The organism is Thermobacillus composti KWC4 (assembly GCF_000227705.2).
GTDB classification, from domain to species: domain Bacteria; phylum Bacillota; class Bacilli; order Paenibacillales; family Paenibacillaceae; genus Thermobacillus; species Thermobacillus xylanilyticus.
Genome location: NC_019897.1, coordinates 3,282,273 through 3,308,344 on the forward strand (window position 1 = coordinate 3,282,273; position 26,072 = coordinate 3,308,344).

A 26,072-nucleotide genomic window follows, 5' to 3' on the forward strand; every position below is an offset into this window, starting at 1 on the left:
TAGTTTCAATTCCTCATAGGTACGATCAAAACTCAAGCAGGTCGAGAAACTCCTGAAACTCGACCCATGTTTCAATTCCTCATAGGTACGATCAAAACCCACGCGGTCACCGTCGTACTCGTCGCCCGTGCGAGTTTCAATTCCTCATAGGTACGATCAAAACGGTATATTCCTTCACGGCCAGCGTGATCTCGGCGGCGTTTCAATTCCTCATAGGTACGATCAAAACTCGATGCTGATGTCTTCGCGGATCACCATCGTGTACTGGTGTTTCAATTCCTCATAGGTACGATCAAAACAGTCCACGACGAACATCAGGTGATGAGCGTCGTCGGCATTGTTTCAATTCCTCATAGGTACGATCAAAACGTTATTTACGGCGCCAGCGATAGAGGCTTCCTTTCCTGGTTTCAATTCCTCATAGGTACGATCAAAACTTTTGCCGGGGCCGTTGTTTCCTGCGTGCCATGCTAGTTTCAATTCCTCATAGGTACGATCAAAACATTGTTCATTCAGCACTTTATTTACAGCTTTCTTGAGTGGTTTCAATTCCTCATAGGTACGATCAAAACGGTATGAATGACGACATCTGGACGACATTCGGACGAGTTTCAATTCCTCATAGGTACGATCAAAACGACCTGATCGCGCCGAGCTTTTACGAGGTGCATCACGGTTTCAATTCCTCATAGGTACGATCAAAACCTGTATCGTATATTCAGTTCCTGATCCTGCGAAGCATTGTTTCAATTCCTCATAGACCCCCATGCCGCTAATGCGGCACCAGCAGATGATGAAAATGGACGAATGCGGTACAATATTCCTGCGGCTGGTGGAGGGAGGTCGTTGTTTCTTGGTGCTGCGAGCCCGACTCTTAGACGGACCCCAACGACCAGGTGCACCACAGATTGTCGCTCCCTCGGGAAGCACGCGGGATAGAATGGCCCATGTGTGGTCGTTGCACCAGCCCTCAATCGACAAAGCCGCAAGGAGATTGTCCATCATGGATGTCGTCTACAGCCATGTCTGTGGACTGGATGTCCACAAAAAGACGGTCGTGGCCTGCATTATCACGCCGGACGAGAAAGAAATCCGCACATTCTCGACCATGACCGACGATCTGTTGCAGATGGTGGACTGGATCAAGAGCAAAGGTTGCACCCACGCCGCCATGGAAAGCACCGGTTCCTACTGGAAACCCGTCTATAACCTGTTGGAGACGGAAGAGATTCAAACCTTGGTCGTCAATGCGCAACATATCAAGCATGTTCCCGGACGAAAAACCGATGTGAAGGATGCCGAGTGGATCGCTTCGTTGCTCCGGCTTGGATTGCTCCGAGGCAGCTTCATTCCGCCGCGTGATCAACGGGAGCTTCGCGAGTTGATCCGATACCGCCGTAGTCTGATCGAGGAGCGGGCACGAGAAGTCAACCGGATTCAGAAAGTGCTGGAAGGCGCCAACATCAAACTGTCGTCGGTAGCCAGCGATATTCTGGGCAAATCGGCGCGTGCGATGATCGAAGCGCTGATAGCCGGTAACGTTGATCCCGGAATCCTGTCCGGAGTTGGCACTTCGGCGTCTGAAGAACAAGAAAGCGGATCTCCAGCGCGCGCTCAAAGGACTGATCGGCCCGCACCAACGGTTGATGCTCCAAACCCAACTGCGGCACGTCGATGAACTGGACGCGCTGATTCAACAGTTGGACGAGGAGATCAAGAGGCGGATGCTCCCTTTTGAGGAAGACCTGGAGCGGCTGGACACCATTCCCGGGGTGGCCCGGCGGACGGCGGAACAAATTGTCGCTGAAACGGGGACCGACATGAGCCGCTTTCCGTCTGCCGCTCATTTGTGTTCGTGGGCGGGGGTGGCTCCAGGGAACAACGAAAGTGCTGGGAAACGAAAGTCCGGGCGAACGACCAAAGGGAATCCGAAGCTTCGGAGCGCTCTCATCGAGGCGGCACGGGCAGCAGTCCGAACGAAACACACGTATCTGTCCAGTCTATATCATCGCATTGCCGCCAGACGAGGGGCCAATCGGGCGGCTGTGGCGGTGGCCCATCGGATCCTGACCATCGTCTACCATCTGCTAAAGGAAAAACAGGTTTACAACGAACTGGGGCCTCATTATTACGAAGAACGCCGGCGTGAACAGATGGCCCGACAAGCGATACGGAAGTTGGAAATGTTAGGATATGACGTTATGGTAAAAGAACGGGAGCAAACCGCATAATCCCCTATCATTTTCCAATTTGAAGCGATGTAACGGTGGGTTGGCCTTTTTGTGCTTTTTAGCGACTATTATTTTCGGGATAGGTACGATCAAAACGTTACGGCTGTGCTCCACTAGCCGCTTCCACGCTTCGTTTCAATTCCTCATAGGTACGATCAAAACGTGATACTGTCCGAATACTTCGTGACCGTCATATCCGTGTTTCAATTCCTCATAGGTACGATCAAAACTTTCCGTCGGAACAAAACCGACCGGGTTGCCTTCGCCAGTTTCAATTCCTCATAGGTACGATCAAAACGATGTAGTACTGCGTGTACGGCCGATCTTCGGTTGGTAGTTTCAATTCCTCATAGGTACGATCAAAACCTCCACGTCCGTGATAAAGGTCGCGTCTCCGCACATGTTTCAATTCCTCATAGGTACGATCAAAACGTGAGCCATCAGAAATATCTCTCGTTCCCTATCCGTGTTTCAATTCCTCATAGGTACGATCAAAACCCCAAAAATCCTCGTGAAATCAAGTTCTTTTCTCAGCGCATTTCAGCCCATCTTAACATCATCCGCACCCAGTATATCACACAACCCTTGATAGATCAGCATTTTCCAAATCCCATACTTGTCGTCGACCCCCGGGGGTTTTTGCGCCACCGGGGGTCGACGACAGTTCAGATAAACAAATCAATGTTGCCTTTTTCAACACCCAATATATCCCGGCTGCTGTATCGTTGAACTCGCCAGGTATAAATGATGACGGAATCTTCATCCTCATCCATGACCCGCTTCAATTCGGCTTTCAGCTTCTTCAGATTAACTTCGCTGATCTCACCTTCAAATACCGAATTCTGTACCCATGTCAAATACTTGCGGCAAGTTTTGAGTGCCCTGGCAACGCGCTTCTCCCCAACATCATAGACCAAAACCGCAAACATCGATATCCGCTCCTCAGCTCCTAAGAAACCCGCTACCACAGTGCCTCGAAAGGCTCATATTCCTGATCACCCATCAGGTGTTTCTGTAGCTTGTATAATTCCATGCGAATAAGACGTCTGTGACTCACTTCCCGGCCCAATGTGCGATGTTTGATCGTCGTACGCATTTTTTCTTCCCATTCCTTCAGAAAAACCTTTTTCCCGGATTCCGTCAGAAGCAAGCCCCCGCTTTCCCGCATGAAATGATCCTTTGTAATCATTTGCTGACCAACGACTTTGAAGATGGCCCGATCCGCCAAAATGGGCTTGAAGATCTCCGCCACATCCAGGTTCAGCGTGAATCTACGAAAATTGCTTGTATGCAGATATCCGATCCGGGGATCCAAATGCGTCTGATATATCTCGCTCAATACCTGGGTATACAACAGAGAATTCCCGAAGCTGATCAGGGTATTCAATTCATTGTGTGGCGGCCGGCGGCTGCGTCGTTCAAAGCGAAAGTCCGGTTTGTCCAAAATCACGTCAAATGCCGAGTAGTACGCTTCGCGCATCTGACCTTCAACCGACATGAGCGATGGAATATCGGATTTGGCGCTGATTTCAGTCATTTGAGATTCAAGCGTCTCAATAACGTGTTGCATCGGTTTTCCCCGGCTTCGATAGTACTTCAAGACGCGCAACATATTGCGCCCTGCGCCATTCACGAACTTCTTGGCCAAATCCAATCTGAGGGTATCATCCAGATAATGCTGCGCTTGTTTCAGAATCATGTATCCGGAATTGTAGTGATCCCTGGGGTAATAACTTCCTGTATAATATCCGTAGTAGTTGAAGAAATGCAAAATAATTTCTTTTTGTGTGCATAGTTCCAACACGGCTTTATTCAGACTGACTTCTCCGAACAGCATCAATTCTTGCGTATCTTCGATCGGAATATATTGCTTGCCCTCCGCGGTTTCGTACATCAAGGTGTTGTCTTTTCGCTTCAGTTCTCCGCTGCTCAGCAAATACCGGGTTTTTCGCATCGTCCTCCTCCCTTCTGTCTCTAGAGCAACTTCGCCGCACTCGCTTAAGCCCAGCAAAATTCGCGGTACGCGCAGTTCTTGCAAAATCCGATCTTCTCGGCTTTCGGCGGAACAACGGCGGCCACGATTCTGCGAATATCCGAGACAACGGCTTTCAACTTTTCAACAGACACATCATCCAATTGAATATTTTCCCGCCTCTTCTCCTCGGGGAAACGGAGCTCGCCAACCGCTTCCACCCCGGCTTCCCGCAATTTCCACAAATAAAACAGCAGCTGCATCTCGGCACTTTTTCTGTACTTTGACGACTTTTTGACTTCGGCCACAACCAGTTTTCCGTCCCGCTCACCCGCGATATCCAGCCTCACATTCTGAAAGGACAACTCTTTCTTCTCTCGGGCATAACGCCATTCATGCAGGAACCTTCCCCACTCGAGATTTTCATCATGCTCATCGGGGTTCAATTGTCGGGCCATCAGCCAAACTTCCCGCTTGCAGATAAAGTAGTACCAGATCAATGTGCCATTAATACCAAGTGGTTCCCGCTCCGACGCCAAAGACAACCTTGGTCCCCCCTGTTAACGCACGCCGTCAATAGAACTGCAATTCAATATCGTCTACCGATGCTATTCCGGTTTCATCATGATATTCCCACGCTCCGAACAGACAAGGTATTCGATGTTGCAGGTACGAGCCCGAATCCGCCAGTTTCACCGCCAATCTGCCTGGAATGTTTACGACATGATAATGGAACAGAATCATGAAGTTCTTGCGTTCTTCATAGGACAGACTTCTCATCCACTTCCGATCTTCGTATCGATCATAAATCTGAGTTGCATTATTCAAACTGAACAGTCTCATTAAATACCGGTAATGGTCCGGTACAAACCTCCCGAACGCTTCTGGCGCTTCCCAGGGAATGAACAACGGCAGACGCAACGCATCATTCTCAAAAGGTTCGAATGATCCAAGCGCCGGCCAATTCCCTGCATACGCGTCTTCAATGCGCTGCAGACAAGCCTGATAGCTATTGTGATTGAACATACGCTCGAAGTACTCGATCAATAGCATTCTGAGCTCGGATTCTTTCCGAATCGGCTTGGCGTACAACAGTTCATCCGTCATTTGACGCAAATAGGGCTGCTTGTAGATCCATGAACGGGTATCCTTCTCACCGTCACGCAGGAAAGGACGCACGAGTACAATGCCCTGATCGGATTCCGCATGACGGTTCACCCGACCGGCCGCTTGCACGATCGAAGGCAGGATCGCGGCCGCCCGAAACAGAAACTGAAAGCTGACGTTGACACCCGCTTCAATAATTTGCGTCGCAACCACGGTAAGCCGGGATAAATCCTTCAATTGATGCAACATCTTTGCAATCTGGACTTTCTTGTGCAACGGAATCATGCCGCCGTGCAACAGCAACACATCGCCCGTCACGTTCTTATCCAGTTCCATGAGCTTCTGATAGACCAATTGTGCATCCCGTACCGTATTCAATATTGCTCCTCGCGTCAATTCACGCCGCTCAGCCAGCAACTCAGCCAATCGTTTCTGATCGCAAGGTTCAGCCGAACATTCAAGCCTGTAGCGGTTCAGATTCGCCGGCGGATTCGGACACAGCTCAACCGGAGTGGAAGCAAGACCATACCGCATGGGCGGCATGGTCGCGGACAGAAAGATGATTTTCAAACGATACCGCTTCTTCAGTGCTTCCAAACCGGTCAGGAACAAATTCCACCCTTCGGGCCTGAAAATCTGCGGTTCGTCAATGATGATGACACTGTCTTCCAGGAATGCCCTGCGCAAAGTGTGTTGAGCTCTGGCTGGAAACAACGCTCTGCAGAACTGCTGAAAACTGGTACAGACGACCGGATGCGACCAGGATTCCATTATTCTGGTTGAAAAACCTGTTCCGTGACCCGATTCTTCAAGGTCCGATCCCGGAATGTCTTGATGGATCGCCAGTGAATGATGCTCAAGCGGGGCAAAGCCGTACCAATGGAGCACATCCATCGCGGCCTGTTCCAACAGCGACAGGTAAGGGGCAACATAAATGACTTTTCTGCGGTTTTCGTTGAGTACCATGTTCAATGCGAGACGCAGCGCCAGCAATGTTTTCCCGTATCCGGTGGGAAGGCTCACCGTGGTCATATCCGGGGATCCGCAATCCTGGTATCGTGTCAACGCTTCGGCTTGCAGCCGAGTCCTCAATTCTTGCATCGTGCCATGCTGCTGATCGACAAGCAATCGTTCCAGTGTACGCACAGCCGAATTGATCTCATCGCTTGTCCAATACCCCGGCGGCATGGATTGAATACTGAACCGGTCCGCCGCAATAAATCGGGTGGTCGTCCATCTCCAATCCTGAAGCAATTGCATCAATTCCAGAGGAGAACCGCCCGTCTCCTCGGGATCAAGATCATCGAACTGCATGTCTTGCACCGCATCATTTGCGACGTTGATCCAGTCTCGAATGGAAGGAGGCAATAACGGGACGCCTTGCAGTTCCGGCATCTCCTGATTAAGAAATTGACGGATTCCGTCCAGGTCAAGACGTTCCCATTCATATTGCTTGATCCAGGCCAGACGGTTGCCCTGCATCAGTGAACCCAATTCGCCATGGTGATCGGCAATATCGGTTGCCATGCGCAACCAGCTCAGGCGATAAACCCTCCACTTGCCCGTGTTCTCCAGCCATTGATAAGCCAGCCAAGAGAACAAAAAGGCGCCGGCAGCCGCATGCGCCGGGCCTTTCTGTATGGCGCCCCGACTGTTCACGTAAGTCTGCCAATCAGGATGCGCTTTGTAAATGTCATGACAGAGTCCCGCTAGACGAAACAAAATGCTTATAACCGAATCGGTGCAACCTTCCGCCAGCAAACGGGATGTATCTCGCAAATGATCCGCCAGGGGATATCGCCTGTCTCCATCATCCGGCCTTGCAATACAATCTTTGAAAGGAATCAGACCAGGCATACGACTTCCTCCCCGAAATGACAGATCAGTCCGTCATCCGGATCGATGTCCCGCTTCGGAACGAACCGGATGGATCGTCCGTACCGTTCGTAAATGTAATCCACTGAACGTTCGAACACGCGGCCGCCCAGATAACGATGCATGAACCCTCCAGCCCGGCTGTAATATTTCCCCGATTCGGGAACGATGGATTTGACAAACCGCGTGGGTACAACAGTCGCGGTCTCGACTTCGGAATCGCTCTGCAAGACCTCAACCTTATCGACTTCGCGGACAAACACCGGCTTGGTCAGCGCAAACGCGCTTCCGAGATATGTGTGACATACAGCCTTGCCTTCTCTCAGAAATTGGGCCAGCTGCTCGGCCTTGTCATTGCCCGCGTAATAGATTCGATAACCCGGAGACACGATGACTTCAATCGTGGTCGGACGATTGAATGTACTTGAACTGGTATCCTTGCCAAGCATGGACAGTTGCTGCGCGACCGTGCGAACCGGCGACAGCAAAGATAACCCGACCCGATCCCCTGTCACAAAATCTTCGATACCCAGGATCGCGCCAACCAATCCCTTGATAGCCGTTGGTGTCATGAACGGGTAAGTCAATTGCGTATTTGTCGTATCCGGTCTGCGGAAGAATGCCAGATCTGCCTTCACATCGAAGACGACGCCCCTCATCACAGCACACACCTTACCATAGCGGTTGACGGTAAGCGTCCGTGTCACCTGATACGGTCAAGGAGGGGTTCACCCAGATCCGACAACGCGCAATCCGATCTTTTTCCTGCTCCAGTCTCTCCATCAGACCGGATACATCCAGGGTGATCTCGCTCAGAGAAGAGGGCCTCTTGTCGGCCTTGATCCATGTTTCACGATCAGGCAACAAACGGATCAGATCCTCAAGATAACCGATCCGATAATGCGGGTCATGATATTCCACATGAATCAGGAATAGCGACTGCTGCAAACCTCTGCCTCTTGCCTGCCGGTGCTGGGTGCCTTGCCAGAGCGCCTTGAGCAGCAATTCCTGGTCTTCTTCCGTCATGCCCGTTCTGGACGCGTGGAAGCTGTTGATCACGCCGGGCATGGCGAACACTGCAAAAGGCAGCGTGTACGTTGTCCAAATCGTCCCCTGGGATTTCCCTTCTTCGCCTTCTTTTGCGCTTTCCGTGCTCGGCATGACGACGGTTCCCTGTACATATTGCGTATCGACGGGATGCATGGAATGCGCCCATCCGAATTGTGCAGGCCCTGTCAGGTGGAACGATACGTTTTTCACCGAATACACAATGCCGAACGTCCGGACATCAAAGCTGTGATTCAGGAGTACTGATTGCGGATCTTTCTTGAACGATTCTGTTTGTCCAGCGTCTGCCGCAATTTTCTCCGCGAGACCGCCACGTCCTAGAAGCTTGCCCTTATCATTCAGTACCTGCTGGACAAAAATAAAGTTTTTCTTATCTGGACCGCCATCTGGATACAGAGCGAGCACGTAGTCGCGGACATCCCGTTTGACGCTCACATCGCTGAGCGAAATCCGCCCGTCTTCCTCCGGAAACAATCGCCGGGCATCACTGTCATTCAGCGGATCGCGGTTCGGGATCCCATCCTTGACGGACTTGACAAAAACGAATTCACTGTTGCGAATGGTCATCGTTGTCCCCTCCTTCAGAATGTTCAGCATTATCGGATTGATCTTGATCAGATTTCTTATACATGAGGTAGCCGGACCAGAACGTGCTGATAAATTCATGCCGATGCTTGTCCAGCAGACCTGCGGCCTGAGCTTTGGGGAATGCGAGCAACGCCCGAGCTAACGCCGGATAAAAATTCTTGCCGATCTTCAATTCTCGTTGCTCGATCAACTTCTGGAACTCGATTAGGCCGTTCTCCCATACCATTTGCGGGGTCAGCTTACTCCCGAAGTTGAGCAGCTTTTTTTTCATGTAGGAACTGTGCACTTTCACGCGGTACAAGTTTTCGAATTGCCGAACCAGCAACCCGCTGATAAATCCGAGTTCTTGCACACTCCATTCGCGTTCGTCATCCCACTGCCCATGTTGGTAATTCGCCAACAACTGACGCCAGTCCACCGCGACACTCTCCTTCCCTGTTCCGGTTATCTGTAGGGTATACTGATCCGTGAAACTCAAGAACGCCCAGTAGAACAGCAGTTCACATCTCACATGGTGCCACTTGTCCAGCTTGGCGCTGTCGTTGCATTTTCGCGCCGTTATCTCATGCAATCGGTCGATCCGGATGGGGTGTCTGTGCAGCACCTTCTGTAATGAATCCCATACATAACCCGGTCCGAACGCATTGGCCAACATGGAGGGCAAATCGTTCAGCGCATGTAGGGTAAACTGATCCGGCAATCCCAGCGCCTGTGTCAATTGAGGAACATCTATGCTGCTGATATTGCGAAGGATATTTTGTACTGCAGACGCAACACTTGGCACAACATCCTCGATCACGGCGCGGATATGCATGTTGCCTCGCGACAAATCTCCGGAATAGTACAGGATGGTCAGACGATAATCGTCACTGATCTCGGGAACGATCCGGTCAAGTCCCGCGAGTATCCTGAGATGCAGGGCGCTTTTCGATTCGTCCTCTTGTTGGCGGAGCATCAGCCGGTATTTGCGATACTGCTGTTCCGAATCCCCGTCCAATAGCGGAAGGAGCATCGGAATACCGTAAATTTGCTCGTAACTGCTCGCCCGAATATGTTTTCGAGCTTCCGCGTGCATGACCGGCGCGAACATTTCCTTGAGTGTAGCCGAATTGATTGGAACCTGGATCGCTTTCATAAATTGCGTGCCGTAATAGAAATGTTCGTACGATTCCGGATCAGCCTTTATCCCCTTGATCCATTCCTTGTCCTTCCAGTAAATGGACCGGGGCATTTCCCATGTCGGCGCCAACCACAACCATGACTTGTTGTACAAGGAGACAACGCGCTCCGTACGGCGATTCGTAAAAGTCGACACCTGATTGGATGCTTCCCCCAGCTCCGTCGCTTCCCGCAATTTCGCTTCCCGAATCCATTGAAGCGTGGTCGAGCTGTCCAGGACAATCCATTTCTCGGGTTGAATGCCGCTTGGATGAACCGCCAGTTCATCGGGTTGTTCGTCGTAACGGAAGCATTCCAAATGCGAATCGACAATCATCAGAATTCCAAGCTGGCGTTCATCACTTGCCCACATATGGCATGCTTTCGCCATTTGGTTGGCCACCCGTTTTGCGATACTGCTCAAATCGGTTTCGGATTCGCTGGAATAGGGGACGGTGCGAAGCAATCTCGGCAACAGAACTTCCGCCGCGAATTCGCCCGGTGAAGACATCCCCTTGATGTGCGCGTCCCACAACAAATAGCACGGCAACGGATAAATGCCTTGTGCATTCAGGGGATTTCCGCCATTGGGATAATGGAACGGGAATGCAGCGATGCGCTTGGAGTCGACTTCGAAGATTGACTGCTTTCCGTCTTCCTTCATCTCTCCAATTTGCAAATAATGCAACATGTCCTGCGCTTCTTCCGAACCCAACTCTGCTACCCAAACGTTCTGAAAATAGTTCTTGCAGGTCTCGTTTCCGACATCCGTCAACCAACGAATCCGATCGGCCGCTTTCATCGAACTCCGCGCCAATGGCCGTCCAATTCTGATGATTGCTTCTGCCAGCATAATGTTCCCCTCCCCACTAGAGAAGCTCGAACACGCCGAATCCTTGAGAGCCTTTACCTCCGAGACAAGTGTGATAAGCCCAATGCAGCAATCTTGGATCGCCCCGAAGTTCATATTCCCCCATCCAGCCCTCAATGATGGTACCTCGGAAGCGGGTAACTATTTTGTCGCGAGGAGTGACATGGAGGGGTTGAATCGAAAATGGGCTCTTATATAAATCCGGGTCATCTTCATGAAGACTGAAATATCGCCGTCTCAGATTCTCCCCGACCATGACGGAGAACTGTTCATGATACGGTTGATAATAGTAAGTGTATTTCACTCCGTTTGGATGTGTCAGGGTGCTGTAGATGACCAGGGGACTTAACATGCGGACGCGCATGGTGTCGGGTAGTTCGTTCATTTCGGGCATAGTCTCAAATGACAGCAGTCGTATCGGATAGTTTCCGATTCTCAAATTTTCCGAAAGCAGCATGGATTTGGCGAATGATTGGAGGAATTCACTCAGAGGGGAAGTTACCAATAAACGGAATGGTGGATAAAAAATTATCCGTTTGCTTTCCCGAACCACCTTCTTGCGCCCGTCAATTCGTGAAAAAGCAAAGTGTTTGTATGTCCTTCCCTGGTATTCGAACCCTTTTTCATGCAAAAAATGACGATATTGCTCGTCGCTAATGTTCTGGTAAATAAAACCGACCAGCAATTCTTGATAATTAATTGGTAAATCCAACGGAATATCACTGGTTAAATTCAACATTATACGCAAAAATCAACTTCCCCCAATTCGGCCACCAAATCTAAGGGGTTTTTGGGATTAATAGACTAGGTCTTAACACTTAGGATAATCTTAAATGCAAAACTTGTAAATAGATTGCACAAAAGATGTGTCGTTGTTCTGTGATAATGTCACGGTATAACTGTTCTGAGATAATGTCACTATGGGACAGGAGAGAGTGACATTGACCAGAGCAGAATGGAAAAAGGTACTTGTGGTGGAGAAAATCCTCGACGGACACATGACCAACGCGGAAGGAGCGGCGGCACTCGGACTCGGCGTCCGGCAAGTGATTCGGCTGAAGAAGAAATATGTGGAAGAAGGAGGCGCCCAGGCACTGGCCCACGGTAATCGGGGAAGAAAGCCGAAACACGCGATCCCGGAGGAAGTCAAAGATCACGTCGTCGAGTTGTACACCACAACGTATCACGGCAGCAACAACTGCCACTTTGCGGAGCTTTTGGAGGAACACGAATCGATTAAGCTCAGCACACCCAGCGTAAGACGCATTTTACTGTCCAAAGGCATCAAGCAAGCCAAACCGCGTCGGCGCAAGAAGGCTCATCAACCGCGCCAGCGAAAGCCGCAAGCGGGCATGCTGTGGCAGATCGATGCGACGCCTTACGCCTGGCTGGAGGATCGGGCACCGTCCTTCACCCTCCATGCCGCCATCGACGATGCGACAGGTACCGTCGTTGGCGCCGTGTTCAGGCCCACGGAATGCCGCGAAGGCTACTCGCTGGTCATGATGCAAGGCATCCGGAACTACGGCGTGCCGCTGGGGCTTTACAGCGACAAACATACCATCTTCCGGTCACCCCATGAAACGCTGTCGCTTGAGCAGGAACTGGCAGGCGAAACCAAACCGCTATCCGACTTCGGCAAGGCAATGGCGGAGCTGCACATCGAGCATATCAAGGCCCTCTCGCCGCAAGCGAAAGGCCGCATCGAACGCCTCTGGGGGACGTTTCAGGATCGCCTGGTGATTGAGCTGCGGCTGCTCGGCGTGAAGACGATCGAGGAGGCCAACGAAGCGCTGCCCAAGCTGCTGGAGAAGCACAATCGCAAGTTTGCCGTCCAGCCCAAACAAGCGGAATCGGCATACATGGAGCCGGATCCGTCCGTCAAGTTGGAGCATGTGTTCACGGCCCGCAAGTACCGAAAACTGGGACACGGAAACACGCTCTCATACAACGGGAAGGTGTATACGTTCGCCAAGCCTTGCAAGTTCCGTTTCGACGCCAGAGCAACGGTTGAGGTGCGTGAGACGCTCACCGGTGAGGTGCTCGTATGGCATCATGGTCAGGCCATCGCGCTGAAGGAGACGGAAAAGCCGGTACGTGATCCTGCGACTCCAACAAAAAAGGCGGAACCTGCGCCACCCCGCAAGCCCGCCGCCAACCATCCATGGAGGTTGGCATGGAGTCCAAAGCAGCTTCAGCGTAACACAAATTTCGCGCCAGGCCAAGTCACCTGACCGGTGACTTGGTACATTCAAAAAGTGACATTTTCACAGACGAGTTAAGGTGACATTTTCACAGACGATTGACATAGATTGCACAAAAGATGTTGTTGTGCTGTGATATTGTCAGGGTGTAACTGTTCCGAGAAAATGTCAGTATGAGCAAGGAGCAGATCACCTTGACGAAGAGCGAACTGAAACGCGCTATGGTTCTTGAAAAATGGATCGATGGCCGTCTCGCGGAACAGGATGTCGCGCGCATTCTTGGCATCAGTATTCGGCAAGCGTATCGGCTCAAGGCCAAATATCGTCACGGAGGTGCACAAGCCATCGCTCATGGGAATCGGGGCCGTAAGCCCGCTCATACCTTGGCCGATTCGCTTAAACAACGCGTTATGCTCTTGTATCAGGAGCGCTACTTCGGAAGCAATGCCACCCACTTTGCCGAACTGTTGGCCGAACACGAAAACATCCATTTAAGCGTCTCTTCGGTCCGCCGCATTCTGCTGGAAGGCGGGTTGCGTCCCGCGCGGCTGCGCCGTCGTCCGAAGGCTCACCGACCCCGGCCCCGCAAACCTCAGGCGGGCATGCTGTGGCAGATCGATGCTTCTCCCTATGCCTGGCTGGAGGATCGCGGTCCCATGCTCACCCTGCACGGCATCATCGATGACGCCACCGGGGAAGTGGTCGCGGCCACCTTCCGCCCGACCGAAACACTGGAGGGCTACGTGACCGTCATGATCGAGGGGCTTAGGCGCAAAGGCGTACCGCTTGCGCTCTACAGCGACCAACACTCCATTTTTCACCCGCCCAAGGGCAAGCCGACCCTCGAGCAGGAATTGGCCGGTGAGCCGCCGTCGCTTTCCACCTTCGGGCAGGCCCTCGCCGATCTGGGCATTACCCATATCAAGGCGCTGTCTCCTCAGGCCAAAGGACGGATCGAACGGCTCTGGCAAACGTTCCAGGACCGCCTGGTGATCGAACTTAGGCTGCGCAACGTGTGCACGATGGAGGAAGCCAATCGCGTGTTACCGGAACTCATCGCCAAGCACAACCGCCAGTTCGCTGTCGCACCACAAAATGCCGAACCGGCCTACCGTCCGCTGCCCGAAACACCCCTGGAGCACATCTTCGCCCGGCGGCAATACCGGCGAATCAGCGGCGGGCAGACGTTCTCCTGGAAAGGGAAATGCTACATGCCAAAGCCCGTCCCCGGTGTTCCGCGCTGGGAAGCAAAGAGCGTCGTCGAAGTGCGTGTCGGCATGGATGGACAAGTGTGGCTGTGGGATCAAGGGCGGGCCTGGCCTTGTGTGGAGACACAGGCCACACAGACCCCGGCGCCAACAACGGCCAAAAAAGAAGCGGCGCCTGCGTCCCCCCGCAAGCCCGCTGCAAACCATCCCTGGAGAAAACCATTCTCCAGCAAGCAGTTACAGCGTAGCACAGCATCCGGCTAGTCTGCAAGAGGACGGCGGCTGTTTAATCAGCTATCATCCCTGACATTTTCATAGAACAGTTAACCTGACATATTCACAGACGCTTGACATAGATTGCACAAAAGAGGAACAATGTAAAATGGGAGGAAGTAAAGGTACAATCAAACGCTGTGGTACGTAGAAGCGAAATGTCTTGCCATGCCCGGTCTCAATTCCTCATAGACCCCCATGCCGCTAATGCGGCACCAGCAGATGATGAAAATGGGCGAATGCGGTACAATATTCCTGCGGCTGGTGGAGGGAGGTCGTTGTTTCTTGGTGCTGCGAGCCCGACTCTTAGACGGACCCCAACGACCAGGTGCACCACAGATTGTCGCTCCTTCGGGAAGCACGCGGGATAGAATGGCCCATGTGTGGTCGTTGCACCAGCCCTCAATCGACAAAGCCGCAAGGAGATTGTCCATCATGGATGTCGTCTACAGCCATGTCTGTGGACTGGATGTCCACAAAAAAGACGGTCGTGGCCTGCATTATCACGCCGGACGAGAAAGAAATCCGCACATTCTCGACCATGACCGACGATCTGTTGCAGATGGTGGACTGGATCAAGAGCAAAGGTTGCACCCACGCCGCCATGGAAAGCACCGGTTCCTACTGGAAACCCGTCTATAACCTGTTGGAGACGGAAGAGATTCAAACCTTGGTCGTCAATGCGCAGCATATCAAGCATGTTCCCGGACGAAAAACCGATGTGAAGGATGCCGAGTGGATCGCTTCGTTGCTCTGGCATGGATTGCTCCGAGGCAGCTTCATTCCGCCGCGTGATCAACGGGAGCTTCGCGAGTTGATCCGATACCGCCGTAGTCTGATCGAGGAGCGAGCACGAGAAGTCAACCGGATTCAGAAAGTGCTGGAAGGCGCCAACATCAAACTGTCGTCGGTAGCCAGCGATATTCTGGGCAAATCGGCGCGTGCGATGATCGAAGCGCTGATAGCCGGTAACGTTGATCCGGAATCCTTGTCGGAGTTGGCACTTCGGCGTCTGAAGAACAAGAAAGCGGATCTCCAGCGCGCGCTCAAAGGACTGATCGGCCCGCACCAACGGTTGATGCTCCAAACCCAACTGCGGCACGTCGATGAACTGGACGCGCTGATTCAACAGTTGGACGAGGAGATCAAGAGGCGGATGCTCCCTTTTGAGGAAGACCTGGAGCGGCTGGACACCATTCCCGGGGTGGCCCGGTGGACGGCGGAACAAATTGTCGCTGAAACGGGGACCGACATGAGCCGCTTTCCGTCTGCCGCTCATTTGTGTTCGTGGGCGGGGGTGGCTCCAGGGAACAACGAAAGTGCTGGGAAACGAAAGTCCGGGCGAACGACCAAAGGGAATCCGAAGCTTCGGAGCGCTCTCATCGAGGCGGCACGGGCAGCAGTCCGAACGAAACACACGTATCTGTCCAGTCTATATCATCGCATTGCCGCCAGACGAGGGGCCAATCGGGCGGCTGTGGCGGTGGCCCATCGGATCCTGACCATCGTCCACCATCTGCTAAAGGAAAAACAGGTTTACAACGAACTGGGGCCTCATTATTACGAAGAACGCCGGCGTGAACAGATGGCCCGACAAGCGATACGGAAGTTGGAAATGTTAGGATATGACGTTATGGTAAAAGAACGGGAGCAAACCGCATAATCCCCTATCATTTTCCAATTTGAAGCGATGTAACGGTGGGTTGGCCTTTTTGTGCTTTTTAGCGACTATTATTTTCGGGATAGGTACGATCAAAACGATCGAAAAGCGAGAAACGATTGAGTTGAACGTTGACGAGTTTCAATTCCTCATAGGTACGATCAAAACGAAGGAGTTTACCGTCGCCGTCATAACGCTGGAGTGTTTCAATTCCTCATAGGTACGATCAAAACGAATCTATCCGCTCTTCGCGCCGGAAGCGACAAAGCAGTTTCAATTCCTCATAGGTACGATCAAAACAGGTGGAGAGCGAAAAGGTGTACAAACTTCCAGATCATCAGTTTCAATTCCTCATAGGTACGATCAAAACGAAACGCCACGATGTCCGGTTTCTCCCTCTCATCCTGTTTCAATTCCTCATAGGTACGATCAAAACCTATATAGCACCTGAAAACATTACGGCTATCTGTGAGTTTCAATTCCTCATAGGTACGATCAAAACCCAGACAGCGGAGAATACGGCGCGACGCCATATGTAAAGTTTCAATTCCTCATAGGTACGATCAAAACTGAGGTGGTTGTGAATTATAGAAGCCTGAAAACAGGGTTTCAATTCCTCATAGACCCCCATGCCGCTAATGCGGCACCAGCAGATGATGAAAATGGACGAATGCGGTACAATATTCCTGCGGCTGGTGGAGGGAGGTCGTTGTTTCTTGGTGCTGCGAGCCCGACTCTTAGACGGACCCCAACGACCAGGTGCACCACAGATTGTCGCTCCCTCGGGAAGCACGCGGGATAGAATGGCCCATGTGTGGTCGTTGCACCAGCCCTCAATCGACAAAGCCGCAAGGAGATTGTCCATCATGGATGTCGTCTACAGCCATGTCTGTGGACTGGATGTCCACAAAAAGACGGTCGTGGCCTGCATTATCACGCCGGACGAGAAAGAAATCCGCACATTCTCGACCATGACCGACGATCTGTTGCAGATGGTGGACTGGATCAAGAGCAAAGGTTGCACCCACGCCGCCATGGAAAGCACCGGTTCCTACTGGAAACCCGTCTATAACCTGTTGGAGACGGAAGAGATTCAAACCTTGGTCGTCAATGCGCAACATATCAAGCATGTTCCCGGACGAAAAACCGATGTGAAGGATGCCGAGTGGATCGCTTCGTTGCTCCGGCTTGGATTGCTCCGAGGCAGCTTCATTCCGCCGCGTGATCAACGGGAGCTTCGCGAGTTGATCCGATACCGCCGTAGTCTGATCGAGGAGCGGGCACGAGAAGTCAACCGGATTCAGAAAGTGCTGGAAGGCGCCAACATCAAACTGTCGTCGGTAGCCAGCGATATTCTGGGCAAATCGGCGCGTGCGATGATCGAAGCGCTGATAGCCGGTAACGTTGATCCGGAATCCTTGTCGGAGTTGGCACTTCGGCGTCTGAAGAACAAGAAAGCGGATCTCCAGCGCGCGCTCAAAGGACTGATCGGCCCGCACCAACGGTTGATGCTCCAAACCCAACTGCGGCACGTCGATGAACTGGACGCGCTGATTCAACAGTTGGACGAGGAGATCAAGAGGCGGATGCTCCCTTTTGAGGAAGACCTGGAGCGGCTGGACACCATTCCCGGGGTGGCCCGGCGGACGGCGGAACAAATTGTCGCTGAAACGGGGACCGACATGAGCCGCTTTCCGTCTGCCGCTCATTTGTGTTCGTGGGCGGGGGTGGCTCCAGGGAACAACGAAAGTGCTGGGAAACGAAAGTCCGGGCGAACGACCAAAGGGAATCCGAAGCTTCGGAGCGCTCTCATCGAGGCGGCACGGGCAGCAGTCCGAACGAAACACACGTATCTGTCCAGTCTATATCATCGCATTGCCGCCAGACGAGGGGCCAATCGGGCGGCTGTGGCGGTGGCCCATCGGATCCTGACCATCGTCTACCATCTGCTAAAGGAAAAACAGGTTTACAACGAACTGGGGCCTCATTATTACGAAGAACGCCGGCGTGAACAGATGGCCCGACAAGCGATACGGAAGTTGGAAATGTTAGGATATGACGTTATGGTAAAAGAACGGGAGCAAACCGCATAATCCCCTATCATTTTCCAATTTGAAGCGATGTAACGGTGGGTTGGCCTTTTTGTGCTTTTTAGCGACTATTATTTTCGGGATAGGTAAGATCAAAACCTACATCCGCATGGACTACACTGGTACAGATCGCTACGTTTCAATTCCTCATAGGTACGATCAAAACGATGCCCTGAAGTTCCCAGACGGCCTGATACGCCAGTTTCAATTCCTCATAGGTACGATCAAAACGTGCTTGTTCGAATGTCTCGCGCGCGGGTGCGTTATCCATGTTTCAATTCCTCATAGGTACGATCAAAACGCCGGAGTTGTGACGGTACGTTGTGCGCCTTTCGGGTTTCAATTCCTCATAGGTACGATCAAAACTCAGTTTGGCCATGTATGTGATCTTCGGCATTTCGTGTTTCAATTCCTCATAGACCCCCATGCCGCTAATGCGGCACCAGCAGATGATGAAAATGGACGAATGCGGTACAATATTCCTGCGGCTGGTGGAGGGAGGTCGTTGTTTCTTGGTGCTGCGAGCCCGACTCTTAGACGGACCCCAACGACCAGGTGCACCACAGATTGTCGCTCCCTCGGGAAGCACGCGGGATAGAATGGCCCATGTGTGGTCGTTGCACCAGCCCTCAATCGACAAAGCCGCAAGGAGATTGTCCATCATGGATGTCGTCTACAGCCAATGTCTGTGGACTGGATGTCCACAAAAAGACGGTCGTGGCCTGCATTATCACGCCGGACGAGAAAGAAATCCGCACATTCTCGACCATGACCGACGATCTGTTGCAGATGGTGGACTGGATCAAGAGCAAAGGTTGCACCCACGCCGCCATGGAAAGCACCGGTTCCTACTGGAAACCCGTCTATAACCTGTTGGAGACGGAAGAGATTCAAACCTTGGTCGTCAATGCGCAACATATCAAGCATGTTCCCGGACGAAAAACCGATGTGAAGGATGCCGAGTGGATCGCTTCGTTGCTCCGGCTTGGATTGCTCCGAGGCAGCTTCATTCCGCCGCGTGATCAACGGGAGCTTCGCGAGTTGATCCGATACCGCCGTAGTCTGATCGAGGAGCGGGCACGGAGAAGTCAACCGGATTCAGAAAGTGCTGGAAGGCGCCAACATCAAACTGTCGTCGGTAGCCAGCGATATTCTGGGCAAATCGGCGCGTGCGATGATCGAAGCGCTGATAGCCGGTAACGTTGATCCGGAATCCTTGTCGGAGTTGGCACTTCGGCGTCTGAAGAACAAGAAAGCGGATCTCCAGCGCGCGCTCAAAGGACTGATCGGCCCGCACCAACGGTTGATGCTCCAAACCCAACTGCGGCACGTCGATGAACTGGACGCGCTGATTCAACAGTTGGACGAGGAGATCAAGAGGCGGATGCTCCCTTTTGAGGAAGACCTGGAGCGGCTGGACACCATTCCCGGGGTGGCCCGGCGGACGGCGGAACAAATTGTCGCTGAAACGGGGACCGACATGAGCCGCTTTCCGTCTGCCGCTCATTTGTGTTCGTGGGCGGGGGTGGCTCCAGGGAACAACGAAAGTGCTGGGAAACGAAAGTCCGGGCGAACGACCAAAGGGAATCCGAAGCTTCGGAGCGCTCTCATCGAGGCGGCACGGGCAGCAGTCCGAACGAAACACACGTATCTGTCCAGTCTATATCATCGCATTGCCGCCAGACGAGGGGCCAATCGGGCGGCTGTGGCGGTGGCCCATCGGATCCTGACCATCGTCTACCATCTGCTAAAGGAAAAACAGGTTTACAACGAACTGGGGCCTCATTATTACGAAGAACGCCGGCGTGAACAGATGGCCCGACAAGCGATACGGAAGTTGGAAATGTTAGGATATGACGTTATGGTAAAAGAACGGGAGCAAACCGCATAATCCCCTATCATTTTCCAATTTGAAGCGATGTAACGGTGGGTTGGCCTTTTTGTGCTTTTTAGCGACTATTATTTTCGGGATAGGTACGATCAAAACACCGATGCCGAGAACATGGAGCTAAGAATCCGTATGGTTTCAATTCCTCATAGGTACGATCAAAACTTTGCATGTACATGGGCAGGCGCGGAACAGAGATCGGTTTCAATTCCTCATAGGTACGATCAAAACGGCCACGATCTCACCCACGCTGTCGTCACCGGTGTGTTTCAATTCCTCATAGGTACGATCAAAACCCCAAAAATCCTGAAAATTCAACCTTTCAACCTATCCACTTCTGTCTCAAATGTGCGCGGATTCACCCATAATATATCACACAATTCTCGATATATCAGTATTTTCCAAACTTCGCTTTTGTCGTCGACCCCCAAGGGTTTTTGCGCCACTGGAGGTCGACGACAGCATCGATTCAAGGTTTCAAAAAATAGCTGCCAATATTCCGTCTCAACAAAAAAAGCAGCGCCGGTCCAGCGCTGCTTCCGCAAACTTCTGATTATTCCCCGTTCAGGAAGATGTAGCGTGCCAGGATGAGGACCGCCAGCACCCACATGAGCCAGTGGATCTTGTACTTGCTGCCGTCCTCCGCGGTCTTGCCGGCCAGGTTGGCGACAAGCGCCAGGACGACGTAGGACACGATGCCGAAGGAAATGCCGTTGGCGATGTTGTACGTGAACGGCATGATGACGATCATCAGGAACGCCGGAATTGCGTACACCATGTCGGTGAAGTTGATGTTCTTCACCGATTGCATCATCAGCACGCCGACGATGACGAGCGCCGCGCTCGTGGCCGCGCCCGGGACGAGCGCGACGATCGGCGCGATGAACAGCGCCAGCAGGAAGAGCACGCCGGTCGTGACGGCCGTCAGGCCGGAGCGGCCGCCCTGCGCGATGCCGGACGAGCTTTCGACGAACGCCGTGACCGTGCTCGTGCCGAGCATGGCGCCGCCGCTGACGGAGATCGCGTCAACGAGCATCGCCTTGCCGATCTTCTTCTTGCCTTCACTGGTGTTCGTGTCGACGCCGGCCCGGTTCGCCGTGCCGACGAGCGTGCCGAACGTGTCGAACAGTTCGACGAACGTGAACGTCAGGATGACCGTGACCAGACCGACTTCAAATGCGCCCTGGAAGTCGAAATGCCAGAAGTTCAGCGCGCCGAAGTCCGGCACCCACTGCGCGTCATCGCCGATCGATCCGATATTGCCCGTAATCGCCGCGACGATCGTCGTCAGCACGATGCCGAGCAGGATGGCGCCCGGAACGCGCAGCACCATCATGACCGCGATCAGCACGATGCCGATGATCGTCAGCCATACGTTCGCGTCTTTCAGCGAACCGAGGCCGATGATCCCGTCCGGCGTAATCGACATGATGCCGCTGTTCTTGAGGCCGATGATCGTGATGAACAGGCCGATGCCGACCGTGATGGCATGCTTCAGGCTGTCCGGAACCGCCGTCACCAGCATTTGCCGGATTTGCGTCAGCGTCAGAATGATGAAGATGATCCCGGAGATGAATACCGCCGTCAGACCCACCGCCGGCGAGATCGGCTCACCCGTGGCCTGGGAAGTCGCGATCGTCGCCGCGAAGTACGCATTCAGCCCCATGCCCGGCGCGAGCGCCACCGGGAAGTTGACGAACAGCCCCATGGCGATCGTGAAAATGCCCGCAGCCAATGCCGTCGCGAGGAAGACCGAGTAGAAGTTCAGCCCCGCCCCTTGCAGGATGGCCGGGTTGACGGCCAGGATGTACGCCATCGTCATGAAGGTCGTAAGTCCCGCCATCAGCTCCGTGCGGATGTTCGTTCCGAGTTCCTTGAGCCGGAAGAAACGTTCCATAGCTCCATAACGCCCCCACATCAAAATTTGTGAAAACAGAAAAAACCTACGGAGGATGGTCATCTCTCCATAGGTTCTGCGAAAACAGGAGAATTATGCCTGCCGGACCGGTATGCAGACGACTCCCCTGCTTTTCGTAGCAAGATCATTTACGGTGACCTTGTAGAGACTCCCAAGCCAGATTCCCGGGATTATACGAAAAGCTTTTCCGATTTTCACAATTCTCCCTCATTCTACTGATCTTTGTCGCCTGCTGTCAATGGGTTTCACGAATGTTTTGCCCGCAATCGACCTTTTTGTTCGGATTGGAATCGCTTTCCTTGAAACGGAACCCTGTATCTCCCAGCCATTATTAATGAAAAAAGCCTCCGCCCATTCGGTCGAAAGCCCGTGAAACGCGTCTGCGGCAAGCTGGCCGGCGCCCGTAACCGCGCTGGATTCAGTTTTCCTCCTGCAGCCGTTTGACGAGCAGCTCGGGATTCGGAAGAAGGATCATTTTTTGCCGGATGACGATCAGCCCTTCTTCCTGCAATTCGTTGAACACCTTCGTCACCGTCTCGCGTACGGCGCCGACCATTTCCGCTATCTGCTGGTGTGTCACCTTGATGCCGATCAACAGCCCTTCCGGGGTCTCCGTTCCGTTCTCCTGCGCCAGGCGCAGCAATCGCTTCATGATCCGTGTCCGCACGTTCAGGAACGTCAGATCGTAGATCTGCTGATTCGCCTTGCGCAGCCGCTCCATCGTATCATCCAGCAAATAGAGCGCCAGCCGCGGATGATCCAGGATGAGCCGCTCGAACACATTCCGTTTGAGGGCGTACACCTTCGTAAGCTGCGCCGCTTCCGCGGACGCGGAGCGCTGCGCCCCCGGCTTCATCATCGCCATCTCGCCGAAATAATCGCCGTCCCGCAGATACGCCAACATCACTTTCTTCGTGCCGTCGAACGTATAGATCTGAACGGCGCCGGAACGAATGAAGTAGACATCATCCCCTTCGTCTCCCTCAACGAAAATGACCGTTCCTTTCTTGAACGTCCGCTCCGTCAGATACGGGGCGAGACTTTCCGTGACTTCGGGATCCATTTCACGAAAAAAAGGAATCGCGGATCTGAGACGCGCCGCATCGATTGACACCTTGTACACTCCTCCCCGGCACCGTTCCCGCAGCCTCAGACGGCTGCCGCACCTGGTTCCAGGATCACTTCTTCGATAAACTCCGTCGGGAAATGCATCAGGTCGATTCTCAAGCCGTGATCGTGCGTCTGAATCACCGGGCGTGAAGGTTGACCTTTGTGCATTTCGACCACGGTGCCGACCATCCCGTTCGACAGCCGCACCATGGTGCCGACGGGGTATGGCGTGACGCTCTGGACGAATGCGCGGACGACGGAAATATGATAATGCGTGTCTACCTTCGACATGATGTATTCAATTCCTTCATGGGGAAGCCGGTTCTCGCCGATTTCGTTGACAAAATGGTCATAATCGTTCGCAACGGCCACAATCTGCGCCGCTTGCCGGAACTGTTCCCCCTGAACCCCCAGCGGATATCCGGTGCCGTTCACCTTCTCGTGATGCTGCAGCACCACGTGGGCCGACAGAAGCGGCAGTTCGGGATACCGGCGCATCAGGTCGAAGCCGACGCGAGGGTGATCATATTCCGGATTGACCGCATGTTTCGACACACGGCCGATATCGTGCAGAAGCGCGCCGATCGCGAGCGTTTTGAGCTGAAGATCGCTGTAGCCCAGCTTCATCCCCGTCATGACGGCAAGCAGGCAGACGTTGACGCTGTGCGCGTACAGATAGGCGGCTTCGGTGCGGTGCTCCTTCATCTGGAACCCGCCGTCCGCCTCCGTGAGGACATGCCGGACGATATCGTTCGCCAGACGCATGATCGGCCGCGGTTCCAGCCTTTCCGATTCCGCAACGGAATTGAAAAATCCCCGGACGGCTTCGAACGCCGCGGCTCGCAACACATCCAGCTGATTGACGGGACTTGTCGAAACTTCGTTCGGCCGCCGGTTGTCGATGTACGCCCCTTCGACATTCATCCGGATCAGGCCGCTTATCATTCTCCAGGTCAGCACCTGTCCGCTCGACAAAATCAAGCGGCCGTCCGTCGTGTACAGCGGACGCCCCAGCCTGTCTCCTTCTTCCAGTTCTGAGGTTGGTACCCACCGTATGAAAATCCACTCCATTATGACTACTTCAAAAATATTGAACTAGCAAGATCATACCATAGACCCATCCCGCATTTCTGTAACTGCGGCCACAAATTGGACATGAAATTCGAAAAAATTGTCGATTCCCCCCTGATTGCGCGGGCAAAACAACAAGACAGCCCCGCATATGCGGAGCTGTCGGCTCATCTGCTTTACTCCCATTCAATTGTCGCCGGCGGTTTCGATGTAATGTCGTAGACGACGCGGTTGACGTTGTCCACTTCGTTCACGATCCGAACCGAGATGCGTTCGAGCACGTCCCACGGGATCCGCGCCCAGTCGGCCGTCATGCCGTCGATCGACGTGACGGCGCGGATGCCGACCGTGTAGGAATAGGTGCGGGCGTCGCCCATGACGCCGACACTCTTCATGTTCGGCAGCGCGGTGAAGTATTGCCAGATCTCGCGGTGCAGCCCGGCATTCGCGATCTCCTCGCGCAAGATCGCATCGGACTCGCGCACGATGCGCAGCTTCTCCTCCGTCACTTCGCCGAGGACACGGATCGCAAGTCCCGGACCCGGGAACGGCTGGCGCCACACGATCTCCTCGGGAAGACCGAGCGCTTCGCCGACTTTGCGCACTTCATCCTTGAACAGCGTCTTGAGCGGCTCGACGAGCTTGAATTGCATGTTCTCCGGCAGACCGCCGACGTTGTGGTGTGACTTGATCGTCTGCGCCGTGGCGGTGCCGCTTTCGATGATGTCGGTATAGAGCGTGCCCTGGGCGAGGAACTCGAAGTCGTCAAACTTCGCGGATTCCTCCTGGAACACGTAGATGAACTCGTTGCCGATGATTTTGCGCTTCTGCTCGGGGTCTTCGACGCCCTTCAGCTTGTCCAGGAACCGGCGGCTCGCGTCGATCTTCACGACCTTCATGTCGAACTTGCCGGCGAACGTCTCCATGACGCTCTCCGCTTCGCCCTTGCGCAGCAGGCCGTGATCGATGAACATGCACGTGAGCTGATCGCCGATCGCCTTGTGGACCAGCACCGCGACAACGGACGAATCGACGCCGCCGGAGAGGGCGCAGAGCACTTTTTTGTCCCCTACCTGCTCCCGGATCTCCCGGACCGCGTCCTCGATGAACGTCGTCATCGACCAGTTGCCTTCGCATCCGCAGATCTCGAACAGGAAGTTGCGGATCATCTCGTTGCCGTAAACGGAGTGGCGTACTTCCGGATGGAACTGGACGGCGTAGTAACGCTTCTCCGGATGGCTCATCGCGGCGACCGGCGCGCCCGGCGTGCGGGCGTCGACGCGGAAGCCCGGCGGCAGTTCGACGACTTTGTCGCTGTGACTCATCCATACCGTCTGCCGGCGGTCGAGACCGCTGATCAACCGGCAATCCGCTTCGAATTCAATCTCGGCCTTGCCGTATTCGCGCTTGCCCGCCCGTTCCACCCGGCCGTTCAATTGATGCGACATCATCTGCATGCCGTAGCAGATGCCGAGGATCGGCACCCCGAGCTCGTACACTTCCGGATCGACGAGCGGCGCGTTCTCTTCGTACACGCTGTTCGGGCCGCCGGAGAAGACGATTCCCTTCGGATTCAGTTCACGCAGCTTCGAAGCCGGCGTATTGTACGGCAGCAGCTCGCTGTACACGCCCAGATCGCGGATGCGCCGGGCAATCAGTTGGTTGTATTGGCCCCCGAAATCGAGCACCACGATGAGTTCATTCGGCTTGTCCATGGTACGCCTCCCTCAATTCATACCGCTAATTATACTGAACGGATTTTCGGGGCGTCAACGTGCTT

Annotated in this window: 15 protein-coding genes, 3 pseudogenes, 3 CRISPR repeat arrays and 1 riboswitch (1 of these 22 only partly in view); of the genes and pseudogenes, 6 read left to right on the plus strand and 12 right to left on the minus strand. The window is 53.5% G+C overall.

What is annotated here, in order from left to right:
* A CRISPR array of direct repeats spans positions 1 to 705; the repeat unit is 30 nt; unit sequence GTTTCAATTCCTCATAGGTACGATCAAAAC (it extends 462 nt beyond the left edge of the window).
* Positions 706 to 1,003: 298 nt separating this feature from the next.
* Positions 1,004 to 2,231: pseudogene (locus THECO_RS15190) on the plus strand (IS110 family RNA-guided transposase).
* Between the two features lie 132 nt (positions 2,232 to 2,363).
* Positions 2,364 to 2,729: a CRISPR direct-repeat array (repeat unit 30 nt; unit sequence GTTTCAATTCCTCATAGGTACGATCAAAAC).
* Positions 2,730 to 2,896: 167 nt separating this feature from the next.
* On the opposite strand, the gene cas2 reads toward THECO_RS15190, so the two are convergent.
* Genes cas2 through cas6 form a run of 8 tightly spaced genes read right to left on the minus strand, consistent with a single transcriptional unit; the run spans position 2,897 to position 11,609 of the window.
* Positions 2,897 to 3,160: a CRISPR-associated endonuclease Cas2 gene (cas2, locus tag THECO_RS15195; RefSeq protein WP_015255920.1), complete on the minus strand. Its 264-nt coding sequence runs from the start codon at positions 3,158 to 3,160 to the stop codon at positions 2,897 to 2,899.
* A 32-nt stretch (positions 3,161 to 3,192) separates the two neighbouring features.
* The gene (gene cas1b, locus THECO_RS15200; RefSeq protein WP_015255921.1) at positions 3,193 to 4,185 is read right to left on the minus strand and encodes a type I-B CRISPR-associated endonuclease Cas1b; all 993 of its coding nucleotides are present in this window, start codon (positions 4,183 to 4,185) and stop codon (positions 3,193 to 3,195) included.
* Between the two features lie 44 nt (positions 4,186 to 4,229).
* A complete protein-coding gene (cas4, locus tag THECO_RS15205) occupies positions 4,230 to 4,748 on the minus strand; it encodes a CRISPR-associated protein Cas4 (protein WP_015255922.1) in 519 nt (172 codons plus the stop codon).
* Between the two features lie 28 nt (positions 4,749 to 4,776).
* Positions 4,777 to 7,167 carry a CRISPR-associated helicase Cas3' gene (cas3, locus tag THECO_RS15210; protein WP_015255923.1) on the minus strand — a complete coding sequence of 797 codons (2,391 nt, stop codon included), beginning with the start codon at positions 7,165 to 7,167 and terminating at the stop codon, positions 4,777 to 4,779.
* A complete protein-coding gene (cas5, locus tag THECO_RS15215; protein WP_015255924.1) occupies positions 7,155 to 7,844 on the minus strand; it encodes a CRISPR-associated protein Cas5 in 690 nt (229 codons plus the stop codon). The genes cas3 and cas5 overlap by 13 nt, the downstream gene beginning before the upstream one ends.
* A 13-nt stretch (positions 7,845 to 7,857) precedes the next feature.
* The gene (locus THECO_RS15220; RefSeq protein WP_015255925.1) at positions 7,858 to 8,820 is read right to left on the minus strand and encodes a CRISPR-associated protein; all 963 of its coding nucleotides are present in this window, start codon (positions 8,818 to 8,820) and stop codon (positions 7,858 to 7,860) included.
* Positions 8,801 to 10,852 (minus strand): hypothetical protein, encoded by a 2,052-nt coding sequence (locus tag THECO_RS15225; protein WP_015255926.1) that lies wholly within the window; start codon positions 10,850 to 10,852, stop codon positions 8,801 to 8,803. Before THECO_RS15225 ends, THECO_RS15220 begins: the two co-directional genes overlap by 20 nt.
* A gap of 16 nt (positions 10,853 to 10,868) precedes the next feature.
* Complete coding sequence (gene cas6, locus THECO_RS15230) at positions 10,869 to 11,609, minus strand: CRISPR-associated endoribonuclease Cas6 (protein ID WP_232427810.1); 741 nt, start codon at positions 11,607 to 11,609, stop codon at positions 10,869 to 10,871.
* Positions 11,610 to 11,811: 202 nt separating this feature from the next.
* Here cas6 and THECO_RS15235 point away from each other — a divergent pair, with 202 nt between their 5' ends.
* From THECO_RS15235 to THECO_RS15255, 5 genes and pseudogenes are all read left to right on the plus strand, one after another.
* Complete coding sequence (locus THECO_RS15235; RefSeq protein ID WP_015253089.1) at positions 11,812 to 13,104, plus strand: ISNCY family transposase; 1,293 nt, start codon at positions 11,812 to 11,814, stop codon at positions 13,102 to 13,104.
* A gap of 164 nt (positions 13,105 to 13,268) precedes the next feature.
* Positions 13,269 to 14,546, plus strand: a complete 1,278-nt coding sequence (locus tag THECO_RS15240; RefSeq protein ID WP_015255928.1) for an ISNCY family transposase — start codon at positions 13,269 to 13,271, stop codon at positions 14,544 to 14,546.
* Positions 14,547 to 14,990: 444 nt separating this feature from the next.
* Positions 14,991 to 16,218 (plus strand): annotated as a pseudogene (locus THECO_RS15245) (IS110 family RNA-guided transposase).
* Positions 16,219 to 16,353: 135 nt separating this feature from the next.
* Positions 16,354 to 16,785: direct repeats of the CRISPR family, unit length 30 nt; unit sequence GTTTCAATTCCTCATAGGTACGATCAAAAC.
* A gap of 296 nt (positions 16,786 to 17,081) precedes the next feature.
* Positions 17,082 to 18,308, plus strand: coding sequence for an IS110 family RNA-guided transposase (locus THECO_RS15250; protein ID WP_015255917.1), 1,227 nt, complete (start codon positions 17,082 to 17,084; stop codon positions 18,306 to 18,308).
* A gap of 659 nt (positions 18,309 to 18,967) precedes the next feature.
* Positions 18,968 to 20,196, plus strand: a pseudogene (locus THECO_RS15255) (IS110 family RNA-guided transposase).
* 550 nt (positions 20,197 to 20,746) lie between these two features.
* Here THECO_RS15255 and THECO_RS15260 read toward each other — a convergent pair.
* The 4 genes from THECO_RS15260 to guaA all read right to left on the minus strand — a co-directional run bounded on the left by THECO_RS15260 (position 20,747) and on the right by guaA (position 26,007).
* Entirely contained in the window at positions 20,747 to 22,090 is a 1,344-nt protein-coding gene (locus THECO_RS15260; RefSeq protein ID WP_015255931.1) for an NCS2 family permease, read from the minus strand.
* A gap of 117 nt (positions 22,091 to 22,207) precedes the next feature.
* A riboswitch (purine riboswitch) is annotated at positions 22,208 to 22,309 on the minus strand.
* Positions 22,310 to 22,529: 220 nt separating this feature from the next.
* Entirely contained in the window at positions 22,530 to 23,225 is a 696-nt protein-coding gene (locus THECO_RS15265; RefSeq protein WP_015255932.1) for a Crp/Fnr family transcriptional regulator, read from the minus strand.
* 35 nt (positions 23,226 to 23,260) lie between these two features.
* Positions 23,261 to 24,292: an HD-GYP domain-containing protein gene (locus THECO_RS15270; protein WP_015255933.1), complete on the minus strand. Its 1,032-nt coding sequence runs from the start codon at positions 24,290 to 24,292 to the stop codon at positions 23,261 to 23,263.
* A gap of 176 nt (positions 24,293 to 24,468) precedes the next feature.
* Positions 24,469 to 26,007, minus strand: a complete 1,539-nt coding sequence (gene guaA / locus THECO_RS15275; protein WP_015255934.1) for a glutamine-hydrolyzing GMP synthase — start codon at positions 26,005 to 26,007, stop codon at positions 24,469 to 24,471.
* Between the last annotated feature and the right edge of the window lie 65 nt (positions 26,008 to 26,072).